This is a genomic window from Marinomonas sp. PE14-40, from assembly GCF_051623805.1.
Taxonomy (GTDB): Bacteria; Pseudomonadota; Gammaproteobacteria; order Pseudomonadales; family Marinomonadaceae; genus Marinomonas.
The window spans coordinates 36,272-56,829 of record NZ_CP130700.1 but is presented as its reverse complement, the minus strand read 5'-3'; the positions used below and the strand labels follow the sequence as shown (position 1 = coordinate 56,829).

The following is a 20,558-nucleotide window of genomic DNA, read 5'->3' as shown; positions in this document are numbered from 1 at the left end:
TGATGAAGCAAAAAGAGCCCACTTATTAGAGGGCTCTTATCAACCAGACTATTTAATACAGGCAATTTAACTCAGACTATTTAGCTCAGTTAATAAGCCTTTTAATTGTGTTTCAAGCGCTTCAGTTAATGGCAATAAAGGTTTTCTCGGATGACCTACGGGTAATCCCTGAAACGCCAAACCAGTCTTAACGGCAGCCGCTAAACCTGTATTTACAATAAACTCTAGAAAAGAATATTGTTGATAAAATAACGCTTTAGCCTCTTCTTGTTTACCACTTTGTACAGCATCAAACAAACGCTTTGGTTGCTCATCAATCAAGCAAGGGGCAGCAGTGCACCAACCACTTGCGCCTGCATTGAGCGCTTCTAATGCTAAATGATTACATCCGTTAAAAAATGGCACCTTAGCGTTTGATAAGGTAAATATTTTATGCATGCGCTGAATGTCACCACTGCTTTCTTTTATCATGCAAGCATTGCCAATTTCTGCCACTATTTTCAGCATAAATTGAGGTGTCATATCGACTCCGCAGGTTGCTGGATTGTTATAAATCATAATAGGCAAAGGGCTAGCGTGAGAAATACTTTTATAGTGTTGATAAATTTCAGCTTCACTCAGTTTGTAATAAGACAGTGGTGAGACCATGACCACATCTGCACCAACAAGGTGGGCGTATTTTGCTCTTTCTATTGCCTGTTCTGTGGTTAGCTCTGCAATACCTATCACCACAGGGACACGGCCTGCGACATGTTTGACAGTATATTTAGCCACTTGCTCCCACTCAGTTTGGTTCAAATAAGCCGCTTCACCAGCGCTCCCCAAGGCGGCGATAGCATCAACTTTTGAAACTAACAGCTTATCAATAACAAGCCCTAACTTTTCAAAATCTAACGCACCACTCTCTTGATTAAAAGGCGTAACTGGATAGCCTATAATGCCTGATAAATTCATTTCACTTCTCCTTATAGACAATCTGTATGTGATTTAAGTGCTTGCCTTGCATAGTAAGCAAAGTTCACCTTGTTACGCTTATCGGTTGAAACCCAATCATGTGCCTCTTGAGCAAGGTCTACAGGCAAAGGTTTTACTTCTCCTGCAGCCATTGCGAGCAACTGCAATTTAGCCGCACGTTCAATTAAGATGGCCAAGTTACAGGCTTCTTCAATGGTTTTTCCTGTGACTAGCTGCCCGTGATGAGCAAGGAAAACAGCTCGATTGGTACCAAGCGTTTTAGAAATAAGGACACCCTCCTCATTACCTACAGGTACACCCGGCCAATCACTCACAAAAGAGCAATCATTATATAAACCGCAGGTATCCATCTGAGAGATAATCAAGGGGATTTTCAACATGGATAAAGCAGCAATATAGGTTGGATGAGTATGAATAATGCAATTCACCTCAGGGTGTTCTTTATAGATCCAAGTGTGAAAACGATTGGCAGGGTTCGCCATTCCTTCTCCATTGGTAGGGTTAAGATCCTGATCAACTTCGATTAGATTTTCTGCGCTTATTTCATCAAACCCTAAGCCAAAACGCTGGGTGATAAAACGATTCTCAATGTCTGAGCGACAAGTGATCTGTCCCGCTAAACCTGAGTCGTGTCCTTTATCAAATAAGATTCTAGAGGTTAACGCCAGCTTTTGACGTTGGCTTAGATCCATATCTTGAATCACTCTATTCATGCTGTCTTGGGCACTTTGCATTAACTCAGTTTTGCTTTTATCTGCTGTCTGCATAGCTAACTCCTTCGTTTATATATTTTTGACGGCAGAGATAAACTAGCGATAAACTGGATTACTAATAAGATCCAGATTATTTTATTTATATGGTCCAGTTAGTTTTTAAATGTGATTAATAACGCAATTACTAGAGTGATAACTGTTTATGCAAAGACCTTGGGAAGTACAGTTCTGGCTTGAAGATAGCCCAGGGAAAACCCTGCATTCAAAGCTATTAAATAAATTAACCTCAGATATTTTGACGGGAAGACTAGCCACAGGCAGCATGCTCCCAGGCACCCGTGCATTAGCTAAACAACTCAATATTAATCGTAAAACTGTACAGCTGGTTTACGAGGAACTCGAAGCCCAAGCTTGGTTAGTCAGTAAACCAAGAAGCGGTACATTCGTATCTGAGACACTGCCAGAACAAGGGCTTTCTAATCAAAACCAAGCATTGCTGGCCCCTTCTCACCATACCAAGTTGCCATCTGAACTTGTTACCATGCTGTATCAAAATGCACTTAGTTCATTTGACGCAACCCCAGTATCGAATGATGGCATTCCCGATTCTCGCCTTATTCCCTACGATTTATTAGCAAGAACCTATCGCCGCGTTTGCATTGAATTAAGTCGTCATTCGAATCTTGGTTATGGCGATCCAAGAGGTACAACTGAATTACGACATTCCATCAAAAAGATGCTGACTGATGATAGGTTTATGACTTGCTCTATTGAGCAGGTATGTATCGTGCGTGGTAGCCAAATGGGGATATACCTCACCTCTAGAATATTAGACCCAAACAAGGGGGCTATTATCATGGAGGATCTATGCTACTCACCCGCAAGAGCCGCTTTTGAATCAAATGGTTTCACTGTTTTAAAATGCAAATTGGACCAAAAAGGCCTTGATGTTGAACATCTAAAAGAGCTACTTAATCAACATAAGGTAACGGGGGTTTATGTGACTCCACACCATCAATACCCCACGACGGTTTGCTTACCCATGGATCGAAGGCTCACCCTACTCGATCTATCTAAAACCTATCAGTTTGCTGTGATAGAAGATGATTATGATCATGAGTTTCATTATGAGGCTAACCCTGTCCCTCCTCTAGCCAGTCTGCCAAATGCTGAAAATGTCATTCATATTGGCTCTATGTCAAAAGTATTCGCTCCTGGGCTAAGGCTTGGATATATGGTGGCTAACCAAGCATTTATCGAAAGAGCGGCACAAGAGATAGTACTGATAGATAGACAAGGAAACACAATCACAGAACATGTACTGGCAGACCTCATGGAGTCAGGTGAAGTGAAACGCCATATTCGTAGAACAAGAAAACAATATGAAGCACGACGAAACCTTGCTGCTGCTGAGTTTGAGCGTATATTTTCAGATAAGGTGTCTTTTAAACTCCCTACCGGAGGCATGGCTATTTGGGTCGATATATCCAAGCTCATCACTACTGAAAAGCTCAGTGAATTACAAGGCTTATGTCATAGTAATAAAGACTCAACGCTCAATACTTTTTATACAGACGAACAGGTCAAACCCTCTCATATTCGATTCGGGTTTGGCGCATTAAATGAAGCAGAAATAACCCAATCTATCGAAACATTAGCATGTACTTTGTTTTAGCCACTTTGCTTTAGCTACTTAGTTTTAAGTATTCTGATCAGACATAAAAAAGCGATCTAAAGCCTTTATTTTCTTTATATGGATTAAGCTGAAGCACTTAGACCAAGCCTTTCGATGGCTTTTATGGCGATAAATTCATCTCGATCTGAGCTTGCGCCCGATACCCCTATGGCGCCGATAATCTCGCCCTCCTCCAGTATTAAAACACCACCGGGTAAAGGGATAAAATTGCCACCCGTTGCACCATTAATGCTTGTAGCAAACATTTCTGGCAATACATTTTTATTCACTAGGTTATAAAACTGCCTTGTACCAAAACCCATTCCTAAAGCTGCAGCAGCTTTACCTTTAGCAATATCGAATCTTGCTGTGCCTGAGTTATCTTGACTGGCCGAGGCTTTAATATGGCCACCAGTATCAAGTACTACTAACGTCAAGGGGGCTGAGTTTTGTTTCTCAGCCTCCTCTAACCCATGCTCTATGATATTATGCGCTACCTTTAAATTTATCCCTCGCATTTGCTCGCTCCTGTTCTTGTCATACTAAGATGTGCCTTGCCAAAGAAAGCTCGTCATTGAGATAGAGTGATGCTGTATAGGGCTGGTTAACTGGCTAAACTCATCCTCTTTGGTTGTCGCTCCCATCGCAATTAACAAAGGTAAATAATGCTCTGGCGTCGGGTGCGACTGCTTAAAATCTGGATTCTTCACAGACGCATTTTGCAAAGCTTTTAGATTACGTTTTTGTACCTGTTCAGTTGCCCATAACTCAAACCTTGCTGCATAGTCAGCGACTTTTTGATGCTTCATTTGGATATCGTACAAGTTATGGGTTAACCCACCCGAAGCAATAATAGCGACACCTTGCTCGCGCAATGAATACAAGTGAGCACCTAAATCAACCAAGTCCTCTGGTGTAGCATCCACATTAAGTGAGATTTGCACAATGGGAATATCCGCCTCAGGCCTTAAATGCAGTAAGGGTATCCAGACCCCATGATCGAAACTTCGCCTTGAATTTAAATGGGCTTGTACACCTTTTTGTGCAAGCAAAGTTTGAATATTTTGAGCAAGTTCAGGCTGGCCTATAGCGGGATAAGTCAGCTCATATAAAGCTTTTGGAAAGCCGCCAAAATCATGCAAAATGCCTGGCTCACGACTATGTGTAATAGCATTTCCTCGTGTCATCCAATGGGGTGAGATAACGACAATTGCTGAGCATTGCTCAAACAAATCTGAGATCTCATTTAACTGTTGCCCCGCAATACCGGGTGCAAGACCATACATGGGCGAACCATGACTAATAAACATCACGGGAACGAGGGACATTAGGCAACCTCCTCAACTGGCTTTTGAGTTTGAAATTGCTCAGCCTCTAGGTATTTAAACCATGCTAATTCAGGGCCTTTAGGCACAATTCCCGATGGGTTTAAGGCTTTCACGGAGTAATAACCTGCTTTGATATGGTCGACTCGTGTGTTCTCACTAAAGGCTTTGATACTTAATAAACGATCAAGATACGCAGACAAATTAGGATAATCAGAAATGCGACGTAAGTTGGTTTTAAACAAGCTGAAATAGGCAGGATCAAAACGCACCAAGGTCACAAATAAACGAATATCACTTTCAGTTATTTGCTCTCCCACCGCATAGTTTGCCTGCTCGAAATGCACTTCAAGTTCATCTAAGCAGTTAAAAACATCGGCGAAAGCTTCATCATAAGCAAGCTGGCTTGAGGCAAAACCCGCACGGTAAACCCCATTATTAAATGAGTAATAAACCCTGTCATTAAAGGCATCAATTTTCGTCTGTAACGCACTCGGATATAGGTCGATATTAGACTTATGAATCGGCCTTAAATCTTGATTCAATACTCTTAAAATATCAGAAGATTCATTATTCATAATGCGACTTTTTGAAAGGCTCCAAAGCACAGGGACAGTGGCACGACCTGAATAATCTGGGTCAGTTAGCGTATAAAGTTGATGCGCAAATTCCACATCTACAATTGCACTTGATGTTGCGCCCGGAAAATCACCAAACTTCCAACCAAAGTCTGTTAATACAGGCTCTACTACCTTCACCTCTATATACTCCTCTAAACCTAATAAAGAGCGGGCAATCAAGGTTCGCGTTGCCCAAGGGCAAATATAGCCGACATAAAGCCTTAGTCCTTCTTTTACAATTTTCACTGGGTCTTTGATACGCTCTCTAAACACACTGTCTTGGCGAATAAATCGACCTTGAGCATCTTTCTTTTGTACTGGATCCCAATTTTTCTGCCATACACCATTCACTAACATAACCTTTTCCTCTTAAGCTTTTTAAACTGTCTCTGAGCCACTATTTCAAAACAAAACTTTCTAACTGATTTTCTAACTGAATCTCTAACTAACTCTCTTATGGGAGGTGGTTTATTTCTTCATTCACCACCTTTGATAGTTTTATTATCTAAAATCCAATATATTTAACAATTACCCATATTTTGAAATCACTGTTTAGGGAAATTTTACAATTAACAAATTAAAATTGATGGAAGCCTTTATCACGGTGTTTGAGGAAGGCTCTTATACCGCAGCCGCTAAACGCTTGGGTCGAACTAAGGCCATGGTAAGTACACAGGTTTCTCAGCTTGAGGCTCACTTGCAGATTCGTTTAATGACACGCTCTACTCGCTCGATACAGGCAACAGCCATGGGGCGAACCTATTATGAGCAGGCCAAACTTCTGCTTGAGGATTTAGATAACTTAGAGTCTCAATTAACTCAGTCATCTCTAAATGTGGCGGGTAAACTCAGAATTGCTGTGCCGACAACGTATGGTGAGCAGGTTGTCATGCCCTTTGTGGCAAAGCTTATAGAAACCTATCCAGAATTAGAGATTGAAATTCTATTAAACGATCGATATGTGGATCTGATAAACGAAGGGGTTGATGCTGCCATTCGCATTGGTAGATTAGAAGATTCATCCTTAATCGCCAGCCATATTGGTAAGGTGAACATGATGTTATGCGCCTCTCAGGCCTTTTTAGAGAGCTATCCAACACCTAGACAATTTAGTGATTTAAGCAACTTGCCTTGTGTACTTGATGACAACTCCCGTGAAAATCATTGGTCGTTCGAAGTCATTGAAAACCAAGATGTTTTGGAAAGAAATAACAAGAAAGGCAGAATAGAAAGCAGAGTTAAAGTCACACCAAATTATAAGGTACGGGTGAATAGTGCCTCGGCGGCGGTTCAGCTAGCACGCCATGGAAAACTCATTTGTTATACCCCAGCATTTGCCGCCCAAGATCTCATCAATCAAGGACTGTTAATTCCTATTTTAGCGAAGGCTCATCAAACTCAGTTTCCCATACAGATAGTCTACCCACATAGAAAACATACTTCGGCGAGATTGACTCAGTTTATTGCGGAATTTAAGGCTTATCTCACTGAACAAAAAGTGAAATAAAAAACTAGCGTTCCTGAAACGCTAGCTTCACCCCTAAACCACAATAAAGGCTACCAACCGCCTTATTTTGTCGACGCATAAGTATAGGATTACGACGTAAAAATGCGCCTATTCTGCCGGCACTTAACGCCACAACAAAGGTACTAAAAAGCCCAATTCCCACAAATAGAAGCCCTAGTGTCATCATTTGAAAAGCCACCATGCCTTGCTCTGGCGCTACAAACTGAGGTAAGAAAGCTAAAAAGAACATGGCAGACTTAGGGTTAAGCACTTCTAATAAAACTCCCTGTCGAAAGGCATCTTTAGCTGAGATGATACTCATTTGTTTAGGTAAATTCAGGTCACTTTTAACAAACAACGCCTTAATGCCCAGATAAATAAGATAAGCAGCCCCTAGGTACTTCACTATGCTAAACATCAAGGCTGACGCAAGAATAATCGCAGAGATACCCAATACCGCTAACAAGGTATGAATCAAATCCCCAACTGCAATTCCAAACCCAGTGAAAAGACCTACACGTACACCTGATTGGCTTGATCTTGCTAGGGTTAGCAAGGTAGCAGGACCTGGGGTGAAGGCAAAACCTATCAAGATAGCAAGATAAGTAATGAGGGTTTCAAGGGTTAACATTTCGACCTCGTTTTAAGCTAGATATTTTGCTTCAAAGGGCTTTTATTAAAGGCGCCTTGGTTTTAAAAGCTTTTGTTAAAAGGCGCTTGGATTAAAATTTCAGATTGCTTACAGCCAATATATTAAACTGAGCAAATCTTTACCATGAGAAATTCATACATGATTTATATTTATGCTCGCTTCTCTCTTCTCTCTTCTCTCTTCTCTCTCTTCTCTCATTTCAGCTTTTCACTTACTCTTTCACTCAACCATTCACTTAACATGAGGTTAAGTGAAAGCAGCATAAAGATCGTTTGTCGCCCTCTTTTTCCTACGCCACCATGAGCCTCATCACAAAATAACAAGGTGGGAGTAAGCCAATGCGTTTCGAAAATAAAGTCTGTGTCATAACAGGGGGGACAGGTGGTGTGGGCCGTACCTTAGTAACGCTTTTTGCCAGTGAAGGGGCTAAGGTAATGATAGCGGATAGAGAGAAAGAGTCCTGCGCTCAACTCGTCCAAGAGATCACCTCAACCGGTGGTCAAGCCGCTTTCTATACCGGAGATTTACGCAGTAAAGACTATTGTGAGAGCTTGATTCAAGCAACAGTCGAAACCTTTGGTGGGCTTGATATTTTGCTTAACAATGCGGGCATTATCCCCCGAGGTACAATCGAAGAAACCAGTGATGAGATGTGGTCGCTGGCCATGGACGTTAATCTCAATGCTGTCTTCTTTTTATGTCGAGCAGGCATTCCTCATATGAAGCAAAATGGTGGCGCTATCGTCAACACCTCTTCTGTTTGGGGCACTCACCCAGGCCCTGCCCATGTGGCTTATTGCACCAGTAAAGGCGCCGTAGCAGCTCTAACAAAAAACCTAGGCCGTGATTGCGCGCCCTTTAATATTCGCGTGAACGCGGTTTGTCCTCACGAAATCAATACCCCCATGATACGCACAGGCTTTGAACGCCGTGGCCTTGACCCAGACAAAGCAGTGGAAGAATTGAATAAAACCGTGCCTTTAGGTCGCATTGCCGAACCTGAAGACATTGCCGATGTAATCGCCTTTTTAGCATCAGATCAGTCCCGCTATATCGCTGGAGAAACTATAGAAGTCACTGGCGCTAAGCCAGTATCAGGTTGAGGATTAAAAATGAATGCCACCCATATAGAAACAAGCAATGTTTTGGCTAACAAACTGGCCCTAGTGACAGGTGGTGGTCGTGGCATTGGTCGCGGTATTACCGAATGCCTATTAGCCGCTGGTGCTAAAGTACTGATAGCCCAACGCCAAGAGTTAGACCAAGCATTAGCTGATAATACGCGCGTCTTTTATATAAAAGCAGACTTGAGTGAACGCCAAGCACCCTATGATATTGCCACTTTTGCCGACACATTAGGTGGCGTCGATATCTTGGTTAACAATGCGGGTTTTATGTTCGAACAGCACATTCAAGATATGGATGAAGCAAGCTGGGATAAGATGATGATAGTCAATTTGCGAGCACCGGTTTTTCTCGCGAAAGCCCTTCTCCCCCAACTAAAAGCTAAGAGCACAGCTAAGAGAAAAGCTAAGAGCACAACTAAGCATGGCGCTAGTATCATTAACATGGGCTCGATCGAAGGCATAGGTGCTAACCCTTATCACACAGCCTATTGTGGTTCTAAAGCCGGTGTTCATGGGGCAACTCAAGCTTTGGCCATTGATCTTGGCAAGGACGGTATACGTTGTAACGCCATCGCCCCTGGTTGGATTAACTCAGATTTAAGTAATAACTATATTAATGACCAAGCGGACCCCGTCCAAGCACACATAAACCTGATTGCCATGCACCCTGTGGGACGCACGGGTGAGCCTGAAGATATTGGTAATATGGTGGTGTTTCTTGCTTCGGAACAAGCAAGTTTTATTACAGGTCAAACCTTCGTGGTTGATGGCGGCAGAACAGCCAAATTGCCGCTGCCTTTTTAATCGGCACTCATTCACTATTTATTAGCTAATGTCTAAAGATGGCCGTTTGCGAGAGTAACCAGTCTCGCAAATGGACCATTTCCGCTTTATCCACGAGATCTTTTCGACAAACGAAGTAATGCTTACGTTCAATCGCCTTAAAACTGTCTGGCACAGGCCGTACCAAACGACCATCATTCAACATATCCTGTACTAAATGCTGCCAAGCGAGACCAATTCCGACACCTTGCAATACAGCATCTAATAGCATAGGAAAATGGCTGAACATCATATCGGGCGTTACGCCTTTAAGTGCTTTTTTAGGCTCATCCTGTTGTGATTGATCTAGCTGAAGAAGCCAAGTGGCCCAGTCCACAGGCTGCCACCATTTTGCCTGCCAAAATGTTGAATCTAATTCCAAAAGCGAATGTTGAATGAGGCAATCAAGGTTTACGATATCTGGATTTTCCGCTAACAATTTCGGCGTACACACAGGAAAGATAACTTCAGAAAAAAGAAAATCCGATTCATAAAGCTCACTCTTTTCTAACCCTAAGGTAATGCCTGCCTCAAACTTATCCGCCATATTAGGGTTTTGCTCTAAGCTGGTAAGTTGCAGATGAATATCTGGATGTAAATTGCGTAATTGTGGCAATCTGGGCACTAACCACAAGCGGCTAAAGGAGCTGGTCGCATATAGATTAAGGTAGTTTGGTAAAGACTCTGATTGGATTTCTTGGCTAGTTTTAGCAATATCAGCAAAGGCATTATGGGTACTTAAATACAGCTTTTTGCCTGCTGGGGTGAGACAGACTTTTCTATGACTACGCTGAAATAAGCTCACGCCAAAATGTTCTTCGAGCTGTCTTATCTGACGACTGATAGCCGCTTGTGTGACACATAGCTCATCCGCAGCGAGTTTAAAACTACTATGCCTTGCGGCAACTTCAAAGGCACGCAGCCCTGTTAAAGAAGGGAGGTGCTTCATCTTATCAGTTTCAATCTAACACGCTTCTCGCCAATGAAGCTAAACATAAGCCTGTAACAACCAGAAACAAATCATGCCACCCACCACAGGCCAGAATACACTGCGACTGAATTTGGCGATTAAAATAGCGACTAACGCAGCGACTAACTGAGCTGGCTCCACCTGATATTCGAAGGTAGGTCGACTAAAAACAATACCAGGAATACACAGTGCCGCCAAAATAGCAGGCGGTAATAAGGCCAGAATATACTTGCTACGTTCAATCAAGGCTTGAGTACTACCATGTAATTGAATGAATGACAGGCGGATTAAAAATGTGCCCAAGCCAGCGGCAAAAAACAATAACCAAAGATTTAGATTATCCATGTTCACCTTCCTGCTTTTTTAATAAGTTCGGCACAAGCACACCACATAAGACACCTGCCATCACTGCCGCAATAAACCCTATATTGTAAGGCAGGAGCTGAAATGCAATGGCACAAGTGCCTGAAATACAGGCTACGAAAAAAAGTAATCGACTGTTTATTGTTGTCACTAACATGGCTAAAAACGCCAATGGAATAGTAAATTCAAGAGACCAATGAGCAGGAATACTCGCTCCAAGAGCTATTCCTAAAGCGACGGAGCAAAACCAGCTTAATGCCATCGAAATTGCCACACCAGCATAGTAGTAAATCCGTTCAACATTCGATTTAACCAGCTGTTCTGGCATAGAGCACAAACCATAAACCTGGTCTGATAACATAAAGGTTAAAGGCAGACGATAACGTTTTTTTAATGGGCCTAACAAAGGCGCAAAGCTTGCGCTGTAAATCACAAATCTGAAATTAATGACCAATACTGTAAATACAATAATGATAAAAGGCGCATTATCTTGAATCAGAGAATAAGCCGCTAATTGCGCAGAACCCGCAAAAAATAGCACTGTCATTCCCATGATCATTTCAGGTGTCATTCCCATGGAAACACCTGTGGCACCGGCAATCAGACCAAAAGGTAATACACCTGAAACTAAGGGGAGCAAGTCCCTAACTCCAAACCAAAACGCTTGTCTGTGACTGGCCATTATTAAGCTTCCTTAAGGTCAAACTGGAAAGATCTTGTAACGCCTATTTATCATCCCTTTTAACCCTTTCTTATTTATCACTTTTGAGAGAGTGAAGATGAATGCGCATTATTATTTTTTGAGTAATAGAGCCTGATTAACCTTGGCACCTTTAGCACACTAACCTATCTATCCAGTCTTTGGTATTCTGGCCATCAAACATGGCAGATCTGTCTTGCCTTGGTGACATGCCAAAGAAATCTTTATAGCACTTTGAGAAATGTGTCGGAGCGGTAAAACCACAGGATAAGGCCACGTCCAAAATTGAGTGGCTGGTGTTAATGATCTTATCGCGTGCATGCTTCAACCTAAGCTGTAAATAAAACTTTTTTGGAGAGTTAGCTAAATGCTTTTGAAATAACCTTTCTAACTGTCGCGTGGATACACCACTATGAAAGGCTATTTCTTGCATTTCAAGGGGCTCACTCAAGTTAGACTCCATCAACTCAATCGCATTGATTAAGCTTTTGCCTAACCCTGAAAACTGCTTTTTGAGCGCGCCTTTCTGAGTAGCATTGCCCGTTCGCGGTTTATCAACAACCAGCTGAGCATAAAGTCGTTGCGAGATAACAGGTGTTATTCTGTCGATCAAATCTAGCATCATATCGGCTGTTGCTAAACCACCTGCACAGGTATAAATACCATGACTAAAACTAAAGAGATTGGTGTTAAATTGCAGCCTAGGATATTGCTCAGATAAGTCTTTTAGGTAATTCGCATGGCAGCTCACAGGTTTATTTTTTAATAAACCTAAACTGGCCAATCTATGAACACCGGTTTCCAGCGCAACTAACCATGCCCCCTTTAAATAATGATGTCGAATAAATGTATCTGAGCCTTGGGACGTTTGTTGCTGATGCTGGTTTCCACCTAACATCACAATAAGATCAAAGCCTTCCCCTTGGGATGGGACTGACAGTGGTTTAACCGCTTCATTTTGATAAACAATTTTTGAATGGCTTAGATGAGAGTCATCAAACACAAGTACATAGCTATATAACTTTTCTGGTAAAAAGTCATTTGCCTGTTTAAGTGTTTCCAACATCAAAGCCAAAGATAAATGAGAGAACCCCTGTTCCAATAAAAAACAGAACTTAAAAGATTGAAGTTTATTAAAATTCATCGACAACAACCTCCTAAGCTTGATGATCTGGTTTCTTGATTGAAAAAGACATGGCTCTCGCCTCTTATCACCTCCATCAGCATCGACATTATTCTAGTATTCAATTCTGATATTGCCGGTCACACTGGTACAGCAAGAGAGCACATAACCTTGTGCGATTTCTTCTTCACTGATACCGCCGTTTTGCAGCATTTCAAACTCGCCTTCTTCTACCTTAACCCGACAAGCACCACATATCCCCACGCCACAGGCTTTGGAAATATTAACCCCAGCTTCTTGAGCCGCTTGGTTTAAGTTGGTGCCGATTGCCACATCCAAGGTTTTATCCGAGTCACTAAAGCTCACTTGTACCATATCTTTTGGCTGTTGGTTTTCTATCTCTGCGGCATCCGCATGCTTATGGGCTTGCTCTACATCATCCACAGGTGTCGCGCCAAAGGACTCCTCGTGATAACGCGACATGTCATAACCTGCGGCTTCTAGCATCTGTCTGACCGCCTTCATATAAGGCTCAGGTCCACAGCAAAATACCTCTCTTTCCATAAAGTCTGGTGCAATCAAACCCAACATGGCTCTGTCTAAATAACCACGATAACCGCCCCACGCCTGCCCTATTTCTGTGGTTTCACAGATGAGGTGCATCTTAAAGTTCTCAATACGTGTGGTCATATACTCAAGCTCCAACGGATAAATAATATCCTTAGGAGAACGGGCACTATGAGCAAACACCATATCGACTTCCGAGTCCGTATCAAACCACCAGCGAGCCATGGACATCACAGGCGTAATGCCCACACCACCCGATAAAAGCAATACTTTATCTGCAGGGTAATCCATACAATTAAATTGTCCGACGGGCCCATGGACAGCGATTTGATCACCCGATTTGAGGTTGTCATGTAGCCAGTTTGACACCTGACCACCTTCAACCCGTTTGACTGTGATAGAGAAGCTGTAAGGAATCGAAGGCGAACTTGAAATCGTGTATGAACGCATGACTCGCTGCCCTTCTATTTCAAGCTCTAGGGTGACAAATTGCCCCGGTTTGAAAAAGAAAAGCACGGGCTCACTCATGCCAAAGGTAAAAGTGGTGACATCATGGGTTTCTGCAATGACTTTGACACAACGCACTTCATGACGACCATTACTCCAAGTTTGGGTCATCATGGGATTGATAAAATCAGAGGTATTAAACTTGCTCATTGGCCTCTCCTGACAGCTCACTTGTCTGTCTTTGAATGATTAGTCTTTCAATTATTATTAAAGCTCGATACCGGCTTGCCATTCTTTCCAGCGCATAGTCACTTTGGCTCCTAGGGATAAAAAGGGCTCTGGTGGCAAAACAGCTGGCGCTTGATGTATTAAGAATTCACTGAGCATATCGGACTTACCTAGCACGGCTTGTTCTGCCGCCATCATGCCAGATAAGGTTCCCTTGACTGTGCCTAGGCCATTTTGACAAGCGGCCGACCAGATACGGGTTTCAACCTCACCAAAAGCAGGCATAGAGTTCCAAGACAAACATAAACGTCCGCCCCACCTATGCTCCATTTCGATGCCATTTAGCATAGGAAAACGGTTGGAAAAGGCTTTATCTTGTAGCTTTTGTGCTGTACGTATATTGTTTGAATTCACTTCCATATTTTGATTCAAGGTCGCGTGATTTCGCACTACTACCCTATGTCCGCTGCCCATAAAGTCAGAGCTTCTTCGCACTGTGGTGCCCATAGGATCAGCGGGTAAGATTCCCCAATCGTTAACGCCGCCAAGACGAGTCACTTCTTTGTCGGTTAAAGCTCTCGTCATAGAGGCATAAGTAAAGACATGCAGTAATTGACGAGGGAAAAAACCAAAAGATTGAATATGACCGTTCACAGCTAAAATGATATTTTTCGCTTTCACTGTGCCTTTTGGTGTTACCAGCTTATGGGGGTTACCCAGATCAATATGAATGACAGGGCTATTCTCATAAAAGCTCACTTTTCCACTTAAGCCTTGAGCAGCTTGACGAATAAAAGCGGCTGGCTGAATCATCACCGCCCCCGGGGTATAAAGCCCTTGGCGATAAAAATCTAACCCGGTCCAATCTTTCATATCCCCATGACTCATGAGACGATACTCTTCTCCAAGCGCTTCAAGGTGATGACGATAACTCTCTATATGAGCTTGGCCTTTGGCTGAACCTGCCCCTGTTACCTTGCCACAAGGGTCAAACACCTTTGAATCCATCTCATATTCTTCTGCCATATCATGGGCAAAACGAATCGCAGCACGGTTTAAACGTATTTGCTGTAAATCATGCTCATGGGCACCTGCGTAGGTTTCTGAATTCAAATCATGGGGCAAATCAATCATAAATCCAGAGTTTCTACCTGCTGGACCTTCGGCAAGCTTATTTGCTTCTAGCAAAACAATTGACTCATCACCCACCAGCTGACTTAAACGTCTTGCAGCCGCAAGTCCGGTAAAGCCACCCCCTACGACTACCCAATCAGCGTCGATATCTGAGGTTAACGCTGGATACTCAGGTGCAGCGGGTAAAATACTATTCCATGCGGCAGGTCCTGGGTCTTTCGGCAGCCTTTTCACTTCGATATTTTTAGGCATAAATTGCTTCCTGTCTGAACCATATGGCGTGTGTAAACAGCACCCCATATGGACCCAATAGGCGTGGCGATTTAGTCAACGCAAGCGTCAACAGCATCATCACTCAGATCAACCCAGATGGTTTTTAACTCTGTGTATTGATCATGGGCATGGACAGAATTATCACGACCACCAAAACCTGACTGCTTGTAACCGCCAAATGGTGTGGTGATATCCCCTTCACCAAAACAATTCACTGTGACTGTGCCTGCTTTAATGGCTTGTGCAGCACGAAGGGCTTTTTTAGCGTTAGCCGTAAAGACAGAGGCGGCTAGACCGTATTCAGTATCATTTGCCACAGCGATAGCTTCATCGTAACTTGCGACTGTGATGACAGATAAAACAGGGCCAAAGATCTCTTCTTGGGCTAACTTGTCGTTATTCTTCACCCCGTCAAAAACGGTCGGCTGAATAAAGATGCCATCCATGGTTTGACCGCCTACTATGGCGTCATAACCTTGCGATTTACCTTCATCCAAATAGCTATTCACTTTGGCAAAATGACCTTTGTCTATCATGGCACCCAGCTGTTTAGTTGGATCTAATGGATCGCCGGTATTCCAGTCTCTGACATGGGCTTTAATACGTTCTAACAATTGCGTTTTCACACCCTCTTGGACGATTAAGCGAGACCCTGCTGAGCAGTTCTCTCCCATATTCCAAAAAGCGGCGGCACATACTTGCTCTGCCACTTTATCCAGATCTTCAGCATCATCTAGCACGATACAAGGGTTTTTACCCCCTAGCTCCAATACGACTTTCTTCAAGTTAGAATCGGCTGAATAACGTAAAAAGCGGCGTCCAGTTTGGGTTGAACCAGTAAAGGTCACCATGTCCACATCTTTATGCAAACCAAGCGGTTCACCCACTTCTACTCCTGTCCCTGTGATAACGTTAAGCACACCTTTTGGTAAGCCTGCTTCACTCGCTAATTCAGCGATACGCAAAGCCGTTAATGAGGTTTGCTCTGCAGGTTTTACCACCATAGAACAGCCGCTGGCCAACGCTGGCGCTATCTTCCAAGCCAACATGAGTAAAGGGAAATTCCAAGGTAAAACCGCCCCAACAACCCCAATAGGTTCACGCACGACCATGGCAATGGCATCTGGGCCAACCGGTGCAGTTTGATCATAAATTTTATCAATTGCTTCTGCGTGCCACGTCAGCGTATGGATAAATTCTGGAATATCTATGGTTTCACAATCCAGTATCGGCTTACCTGAATCTAGGCTTTCTAGCACAGCTAACTCACGGCTATTGCGTTTGATCAACTTGCTCAGCTCAATCAATACCTGTTTACGATCACTGGGATGCATCTTGCTCCAACGACCATCTTCAAAAGATTCACGCGCCTTACTTACTGCAAAGTCCACGTCCTGAGCATTACAAGCTGCAACCTGTGCTAGTGTTTCACCATTGGCTGGATTAATTGTCTCGAAAGTATTGCCTGATAAAGCAGGGCGAAAACCGCCATCAACAAAACTCATGGCTGCAGGGCTAAGCTCGGCGGCAATTGCTTGGTATTCTTCTAGTGTTAATAAATCTGACATGCTTACTCTCCTGCTTCTGTGCTGGCTGTTTCTGTATTCGCTGAGGATGTGTTGGCCTTGTTGATATTGGCTTTGATGGTCTCAACAAATGCGCCAGCTTCAGATGACGAAGGTGTTTCTGTCACGATACTTGCTATGGTCGTTTTCAAGGTTTTTACCACTTGTGCCATTGCTTGTTTATCCGCTTTATTAAGGCCACAAAGCGGTTTACGTACTTCGCCAGATACACGACCATCCAAGGTCACGCCGTATTTCACGCTCTGGATAAACTTACCGCCCTGCTCTAGTACACGCATAAGTGGCATCATGGCAGACATAATGCGACGGCCTTTGTTAAAGTCATTCTCGATGACACAAGCTTGATAAAGGGCGATATGCTCTTTAGGTAAGAAATTAGACCCAGCGCAAACCCAGCTTTTAGCGCCCCAAGCAAAGAACTCTAAGGCTTGGTCATCCATACCGCAGGCCACTTGGATATGAGGATAATCACGGGCTAACAGATGTAAGCGATTGATATCACCAGAGCTTTCCTTGATACCGCAGAAATTATTAGAGCGTCCCACACGGTCAAGAAACTCTTCTTCCATGTTGACACCCATACGATCTGGATAGTTATAAAGCATGATAGGCAAGTCTGCTGCACGATCCACAGCCAATGCATGTAACGCTAATTCTCTTTGAGTCGGTAGAGAATAAGGCGGCGTTGCCACCAAAATCACATCCGCTTCATGCTTAGCGGCATCTTCGGCTAATTTAATTGAAGCGTTTGGATTAACTGAACCCGTACCAAAAATAATCTGTAATCTATCGCTACAAATTTGACGAGCTATTTTTAGCAGCTCGACCCTTTCTTCGTGACTTTCAACATAATACTCACCGGTTGTGCCACCTATCATCAGCCCATGAACACCTGACTCTAGTAAATACTGAACGTGGGCAGAATAGGCCTCATAGTCGATTGAATAATCGTCCTTAAAAGGCGTGATTACTGGGGTATAGATGCCTTCAAAATGCATTTAACTCACCTTAATTATCATTGTTATCCAGGGTTGTTTTACAGGGGAGAGCACGCATCGCGTTTATCATCCAACCTTATAAAACTGCTTGATAAAATGTTAACGAGGGAGGAGATAAGCACACAATCAACCTTTTATTCACGCAAAGAATAACGCCAAGTTATGGTGTATAAAAAAGACAGGCATAAAAAAACCCGCTTCAAGCGGGTTCATTTTCACCTTAAAGCAGGGTTCACTTAAGCGCTAACTTGATTCCCCTCACCTTTATTTTCTCTTCTCGTTCTATTCTACTTGCCCTACTCTGTTTGCCCAATAAAGGTGCGCTCTTCTTGTATTTGTTCTAAGAACCAAAGCTTGAAGGTTTGCAGGGCTTCATTGTCCTGTTTGCTTTCGGCATAACTTAAATAGTGACGCTTTTCCTTATAGGTGGTTTCAGGTTCACCCACTCGCACCAACTTACCTTGCTCTATCATAGGCGCAACAAGGTGATGCCAGCCCAAACTAATGCCTTGATGGTTAAGCGCCATCTGCATCAACATATTGTAATCATTGGCATTAAACACATGGGAGCCAACCTCAGAACCTAAATTGAAGTTGATACCTTGGCTATTTAACCAAACACTCCAATCCACATGCTCTGCTATTTGCGAACGTCCATAAGGACTTAGATTTAATAAGGTCGTGCTTTGCAACCCTTCAAGACTGGCCACGCTTGGATTGTCTTTTAAAAACTCTGGCGAACACACAGGGTAGATCTGGTCATAAAACAAAGGAATAGAATGATAGCCTTCCCGTGAATCACTTACTTTATTAATAAAAACATCAGGATGGACACCCGGTTCCATGTGTAAAAAGTTATTAGTGGTGACGATATTCACATCAATATCAGGGTTATCTGAAAAGAAACTCGGCAAACGGTTTGATAACCAATAAGCCGAAAAAGCAGGAGAGCAACAGATTGTCAGCTCTTGTTTGCGCTTATCACTGTCTTGAATACGTTGCGCTGCTTGAGCAATATTCACAAAAGATAAATAGGCTGCATCATAAAAGATAACACCCGCCTCGGTAAGCTCTACCGCCCTGCCTGTACGTTTAAATAAAACCACCCCAAGCGATGCTTCTAATTCACGAATTTGACGGCTAATTGCCGCTTGCGTCACACATAAGGCTTCTGCCGCTCGGGTGAAATTTAAGTACTTAGCCGCCGCAACAAATGACTTCACCGCGCGCAATGAAGGCATCTTAACTAGTATTTGATCAGGTTCTACATGCTTAACCATAACGTCTCGTATTCAATTCACTAAATAAAAAGTTGCTTTACCCATATGGGTACCGCCCATACACTGAATTTCAAGTTAGGGGAGATAAACTAAACGTCAGTTATACCCTTTCAAGTTGACTCGCGCTACTGGCAAAAACGACACTTAGCGCAATTAAACAAGTCACCATTTTTTACTATTTACCAGGTCAAAAACATCTGACCTATAACAAAATAACAATAACAGCCATGACATTAGTCTAGCCATATGGGAGCCATCGAATGACCAGCAGAATAAAAACTCTTGAGCTAATCAATCAGCGTAAACCACGCCATGCACTCACCCGAGAGATTTACCGTGACGAAGATGTGTATCAGCAAGATTTGCAGCAGATCTGGCACAAAGAGTGGATTTTTGCCGGCCATACCATAGAGATAAATAAAGCTGGCGAATACATCACTTTGCAAGTGGGCGACTACCCTGTCGTTGTGGTACGAGACGATTCTGGTGCAGTCAGAGCATTTCATAATGCCTGTCGTCACCGTGGATCACGCGTCTGCTCTGCTGCTAAAGGGAAAGCTGCCAAGCTGGTTTGCCCTTATCACAAATGGACATTCGGCCTTGATGGCAAGCTCATTTATGCGGGCAACATGGGCGAAAACTTTAACAATGATGACCATGGATTAATGCCTGTCCACTGCGAAGTGGTTAACAGTTATATCTACATTTGTGTGGCTGAGGAAGCGCCAGACTTTGAGCAATTCCGTAAAGATGTGAGCCCTTTTATCACCCCACATAATTTAGAAGACGCCAAGGTGGCCCACGAATCCAATATAGTCGAAGACGGTAACTGGAAGTTGGTATTTGAGAATAACCGTGAATGTTATCACTGCGATGCCAACCACCCTGAGCTACTAAATTCGTTTGTTGAGAACCTGTCTGTTGCGGGAGTCGGTGGTGATGATGACCCTGAGCTAGTTGCCCATTGGGATAAATGTGAAGCCGCAGGCTTACCGAGCCGTTTAGTGATGGATGAAGGTGGGCAATACCGTATGACACGTATTCCGCTTTCAGCCAAAGCCGTCAGCTATACCATGGATGGCAAACCCGCCGTAAAAGGTCGACTAGATAATACAGATGTCGAAGATATTGGCGCCCTGCTCTACTTTAACTATCCCTCTACTTGGAACCACTTTTTAGGGGACTATGCCTTAAGCTTTCGAATCCTGCCGCTTAACTCAGGACAAACGCTGGTTACAACTAAATGGCTAGTCCCTAAAGATGCAGTTGAAGGGGTTGATTATGACCTTGATAACCTGATTAAAGTTTGGATAGAAACCAATAATCAAGACAAAGAACTGGTTGAGGAAACCTTTAGAGGCGTGAGCTCGCCTTCCTATATTCCAGGACCATTTTCTGAAATTGCCGAAAACGGCGTTTGTCAGTTTGTCGATTGGTATTGCGACACCATGAAGAAGAAGTTGAACGACTAGG

The 20,558-nt window shown here is 43.2% G+C and carries 20 protein-coding genes; 5 read left to right on the top strand and 15 right to left on the bottom strand.

What is annotated here, in order from left to right; genetic code table 11:
- Positions 1-66 precede the first annotated feature (66 nt).
- Complete coding sequence (locus Q0A08_RS00255) at positions 67-954, bottom strand: dihydrodipicolinate synthase family protein (protein WP_438464141.1); 888 nt, start codon at positions 952-954, stop codon at positions 67-69.
- Between the two features lie 11 nt (positions 955-965).
- Entirely contained in the window at positions 966-1,742 is a 777-nt protein-coding gene (locus tag Q0A08_RS00250) for an aldolase (RefSeq protein WP_438464140.1), read from the bottom strand.
- Between the two features lie 148 nt (positions 1,743-1,890).
- Between Q0A08_RS00250 and Q0A08_RS00245 the strand changes: the two genes are divergently transcribed.
- Positions 1,891-3,363 carry a PLP-dependent aminotransferase family protein gene (locus Q0A08_RS00245; protein ID WP_438464139.1) on the top strand — a complete coding sequence of 491 codons (1,473 nt, stop codon included), beginning with the start codon at positions 1,891-1,893 and terminating at the stop codon, positions 3,361-3,363.
- 83 nt (positions 3,364-3,446) lie between these two features.
- Here the strand turns inward: Q0A08_RS00245 and Q0A08_RS00240 are convergent, their stop codons facing one another.
- From Q0A08_RS00240 to Q0A08_RS00230, 3 genes are read right to left on the bottom strand one after another with little or no spacing between them, the layout of a single operon-like run.
- Entirely contained in the window at positions 3,447-3,881 is a 435-nt protein-coding gene (locus Q0A08_RS00240) for a GlcG/HbpS family heme-binding protein (RefSeq protein WP_438464138.1), read from the bottom strand.
- Between the two features lie 24 nt (positions 3,882-3,905).
- A complete protein-coding gene (locus tag Q0A08_RS00235; RefSeq protein WP_438464137.1) occupies positions 3,906-4,691 on the bottom strand; it encodes a dioxygenase family protein in 786 nt (261 codons plus the stop codon).
- The gene (locus Q0A08_RS00230) at positions 4,691-5,665 is read right to left on the bottom strand and encodes a glutathione S-transferase family protein (RefSeq protein WP_438464136.1); all 975 of its coding nucleotides are present in this window, start codon (positions 5,663-5,665) and stop codon (positions 4,691-4,693) included. Before Q0A08_RS00230 ends, Q0A08_RS00235 begins: the two co-directional genes overlap by 1 nt.
- 229 nt (positions 5,666-5,894) lie before the next feature.
- Between Q0A08_RS00230 and Q0A08_RS00225 the strand changes: the two genes are divergently transcribed.
- Positions 5,895-6,815, top strand: coding sequence for a LysR family transcriptional regulator (locus Q0A08_RS00225; RefSeq protein WP_438464135.1), 921 nt, complete (start codon positions 5,895-5,897; stop codon positions 6,813-6,815).
- A 4-nt stretch (positions 6,816-6,819) separates the two neighbouring features.
- Here Q0A08_RS00225 and Q0A08_RS00220 read toward each other — a convergent pair whose 3' ends face one another.
- Complete coding sequence (locus Q0A08_RS00220) at positions 6,820-7,446, bottom strand: LysE family translocator (RefSeq protein ID WP_438464134.1); 627 nt, start codon at positions 7,444-7,446, stop codon at positions 6,820-6,822.
- A 359-nt stretch (positions 7,447-7,805) separates the two neighbouring features.
- Between Q0A08_RS00220 and Q0A08_RS00215 the strand changes: the two genes are divergently transcribed.
- Positions 7,806-8,570, top strand: a complete 765-nt coding sequence (locus tag Q0A08_RS00215) for an SDR family NAD(P)-dependent oxidoreductase (RefSeq protein ID WP_438464133.1) — start codon at positions 7,806-7,808, stop codon at positions 8,568-8,570.
- A gap of 9 nt (positions 8,571-8,579) precedes the next feature.
- Positions 8,580-9,398, top strand: a complete 819-nt coding sequence (locus tag Q0A08_RS00210) for an SDR family NAD(P)-dependent oxidoreductase (RefSeq protein ID WP_438464132.1) — start codon at positions 8,580-8,582, stop codon at positions 9,396-9,398.
- 25 nt (positions 9,399-9,423) lie between these two features.
- Here the strand turns inward: Q0A08_RS00210 and Q0A08_RS00205 are convergent, their stop codons facing one another.
- The 9 genes from Q0A08_RS00205 to Q0A08_RS00165 all read right to left on the bottom strand — a co-directional run bounded on the left by Q0A08_RS00205 (position 9,424) and on the right by Q0A08_RS00165 (position 19,085).
- A complete protein-coding gene (locus tag Q0A08_RS00205) occupies positions 9,424-10,365 on the bottom strand; it encodes a LysR substrate-binding domain-containing protein (protein WP_438464131.1) in 942 nt (313 codons plus the stop codon).
- Between the two features lie 39 nt (positions 10,366-10,404).
- Positions 10,405-10,731: an AzlD domain-containing protein gene (locus Q0A08_RS00200; RefSeq protein ID WP_438464130.1), complete on the bottom strand. Its 327-nt coding sequence runs from the start codon at positions 10,729-10,731 to the stop codon at positions 10,405-10,407.
- A complete protein-coding gene (locus Q0A08_RS00195) occupies positions 10,724-11,431 on the bottom strand; it encodes an AzlC family ABC transporter permease (protein WP_438464129.1) in 708 nt (235 codons plus the stop codon). The genes Q0A08_RS00200 and Q0A08_RS00195 overlap by 8 nt, the downstream gene beginning before the upstream one ends.
- A gap of 151 nt (positions 11,432-11,582) precedes the next feature.
- Entirely contained in the window at positions 11,583-12,593 is a 1,011-nt protein-coding gene (locus Q0A08_RS00190; protein WP_438464128.1) for a GlxA family transcriptional regulator, read from the bottom strand.
- A 93-nt stretch (positions 12,594-12,686) separates the two neighbouring features.
- Complete coding sequence (locus Q0A08_RS00185) at positions 12,687-13,796, bottom strand: FAD-binding oxidoreductase (RefSeq protein ID WP_438464126.1); 1,110 nt, start codon at positions 13,794-13,796, stop codon at positions 12,687-12,689.
- Positions 13,797-13,853: 57 nt separating this feature from the next.
- A complete protein-coding gene (locus Q0A08_RS00180; protein WP_438464125.1) occupies positions 13,854-15,200 on the bottom strand; it encodes an NAD(P)/FAD-dependent oxidoreductase in 1,347 nt (448 codons plus the stop codon).
- Positions 15,201-15,271: 71 nt separating this feature from the next.
- Positions 15,272-16,789, bottom strand: coding sequence for an aldehyde dehydrogenase (locus tag Q0A08_RS00175; protein ID WP_438464124.1), 1,518 nt, complete (start codon positions 16,787-16,789; stop codon positions 15,272-15,274).
- A gap of 2 nt (positions 16,790-16,791) precedes the next feature.
- Positions 16,792-17,805, bottom strand: a complete 1,014-nt coding sequence (locus tag Q0A08_RS00170; RefSeq protein WP_438464123.1) for a dihydrodipicolinate synthase family protein — start codon at positions 17,803-17,805, stop codon at positions 16,792-16,794.
- Between the two features lie 296 nt (positions 17,806-18,101).
- On the bottom strand, positions 18,102-19,085 hold the full coding sequence (locus tag Q0A08_RS00165; protein ID WP_438464122.1) for a LysR substrate-binding domain-containing protein: 984 nt from the start codon (positions 19,083-19,085) through the stop codon (positions 18,102-18,104).
- Between the two features lie 260 nt (positions 19,086-19,345).
- On the opposite strand from Q0A08_RS00165, the gene Q0A08_RS00160 reads away from it, so the two are divergent.
- Positions 19,346-20,557 carry an aromatic ring-hydroxylating oxygenase subunit alpha gene (locus Q0A08_RS00160; RefSeq protein ID WP_438464121.1) on the top strand — a complete coding sequence of 404 codons (1,212 nt, stop codon included), beginning with the start codon at positions 19,346-19,348 and terminating at the stop codon, positions 20,555-20,557.
- The last annotated feature ends 1 nt before the right edge of the window (position 20,558 follow it).

What these genes read in the sequence shown, in the direction of transcription:
- Q0A08_RS00255 (WP_438464141.1), bottom strand. Translation starts at nt 954, where the DNA reads ATGAATTTATCAGGCATTATAGGCTATCCAGTTACGCCTTTTAATCAA.
- Q0A08_RS00250 (WP_438464140.1), bottom strand. Translation starts at nt 1,742, where the DNA reads ATGCAGACAGCAGATAAAAGCAAAACTGAGTTAATGCAAAGTGCCCAA.
- Q0A08_RS00245 (WP_438464139.1), top strand. Translation starts at nt 1,891, where the DNA reads ATGCAAAGACCTTGGGAAGTACAGTTCTGGCTTGAAGATAGCCCAGGG.
- Q0A08_RS00240 (WP_438464138.1), bottom strand. Translation starts at nt 3,881, where the DNA reads ATGCGAGGGATAAATTTAAAGGTAGCGCATAATATCATAGAGCATGGG.
- Q0A08_RS00235 (WP_438464137.1), bottom strand. Translation starts at nt 4,691, where the DNA reads ATGTCCCTCGTTCCCGTGATGTTTATTAGTCATGGTTCGCCCATGTAT.
- Q0A08_RS00230 (WP_438464136.1), bottom strand. Translation starts at nt 5,665, where the DNA reads ATGTTAGTGAATGGTGTATGGCAGAAAAATTGGGATCCAGTACAAAAG.
- Q0A08_RS00225 (WP_438464135.1), top strand. Translation starts at nt 5,895, where the DNA reads ATGGAAGCCTTTATCACGGTGTTTGAGGAAGGCTCTTATACCGCAGCC.
- Q0A08_RS00220 (WP_438464134.1), bottom strand. Translation starts at nt 7,446, where the DNA reads ATGTTAACCCTTGAAACCCTCATTACTTATCTTGCTATCTTGATAGGT.
- Q0A08_RS00215 (WP_438464133.1), top strand. Translation starts at nt 7,806, where the DNA reads ATGCGTTTCGAAAATAAAGTCTGTGTCATAACAGGGGGGACAGGTGGT.
- Q0A08_RS00210 (WP_438464132.1), top strand. Translation starts at nt 8,580, where the DNA reads ATGAATGCCACCCATATAGAAACAAGCAATGTTTTGGCTAACAAACTG.
- Q0A08_RS00205 (WP_438464131.1), bottom strand. Translation starts at nt 10,365, where the DNA reads ATGAAGCACCTCCCTTCTTTAACAGGGCTGCGTGCCTTTGAAGTTGCC.
- Q0A08_RS00200 (WP_438464130.1), bottom strand. Translation starts at nt 10,731, where the DNA reads ATGGATAATCTAAATCTTTGGTTATTGTTTTTTGCCGCTGGCTTGGGC.
- Q0A08_RS00195 (WP_438464129.1), bottom strand. Translation starts at nt 11,431, where the DNA reads ATGGCCAGTCACAGACAAGCGTTTTGGTTTGGAGTTAGGGACTTGCTC.
- Q0A08_RS00190 (WP_438464128.1), bottom strand. Translation starts at nt 12,593, where the DNA reads ATGAATTTTAATAAACTTCAATCTTTTAAGTTCTGTTTTTTATTGGAA.
- Q0A08_RS00185 (WP_438464126.1), bottom strand. Translation starts at nt 13,796, where the DNA reads ATGAGCAAGTTTAATACCTCTGATTTTATCAATCCCATGATGACCCAA.
- Q0A08_RS00180 (WP_438464125.1), bottom strand. Translation starts at nt 15,200, where the DNA reads ATGCCTAAAAATATCGAAGTGAAAAGGCTGCCGAAAGACCCAGGACCT.
- Q0A08_RS00175 (WP_438464124.1), bottom strand. Translation starts at nt 16,789, where the DNA reads ATGTCAGATTTATTAACACTAGAAGAATACCAAGCAATTGCCGCCGAG.
- Q0A08_RS00170 (WP_438464123.1), bottom strand. Translation starts at nt 17,805, where the DNA reads ATGCATTTTGAAGGCATCTATACCCCAGTAATCACGCCTTTTAAGGAC.
- Q0A08_RS00165 (WP_438464122.1), bottom strand. Translation starts at nt 19,085, where the DNA reads ATGGTTAAGCATGTAGAACCTGATCAAATACTAGTTAAGATGCCTTCA.
- Q0A08_RS00160 (WP_438464121.1), top strand. Translation starts at nt 19,346, where the DNA reads ATGACCAGCAGAATAAAAACTCTTGAGCTAATCAATCAGCGTAAACCA.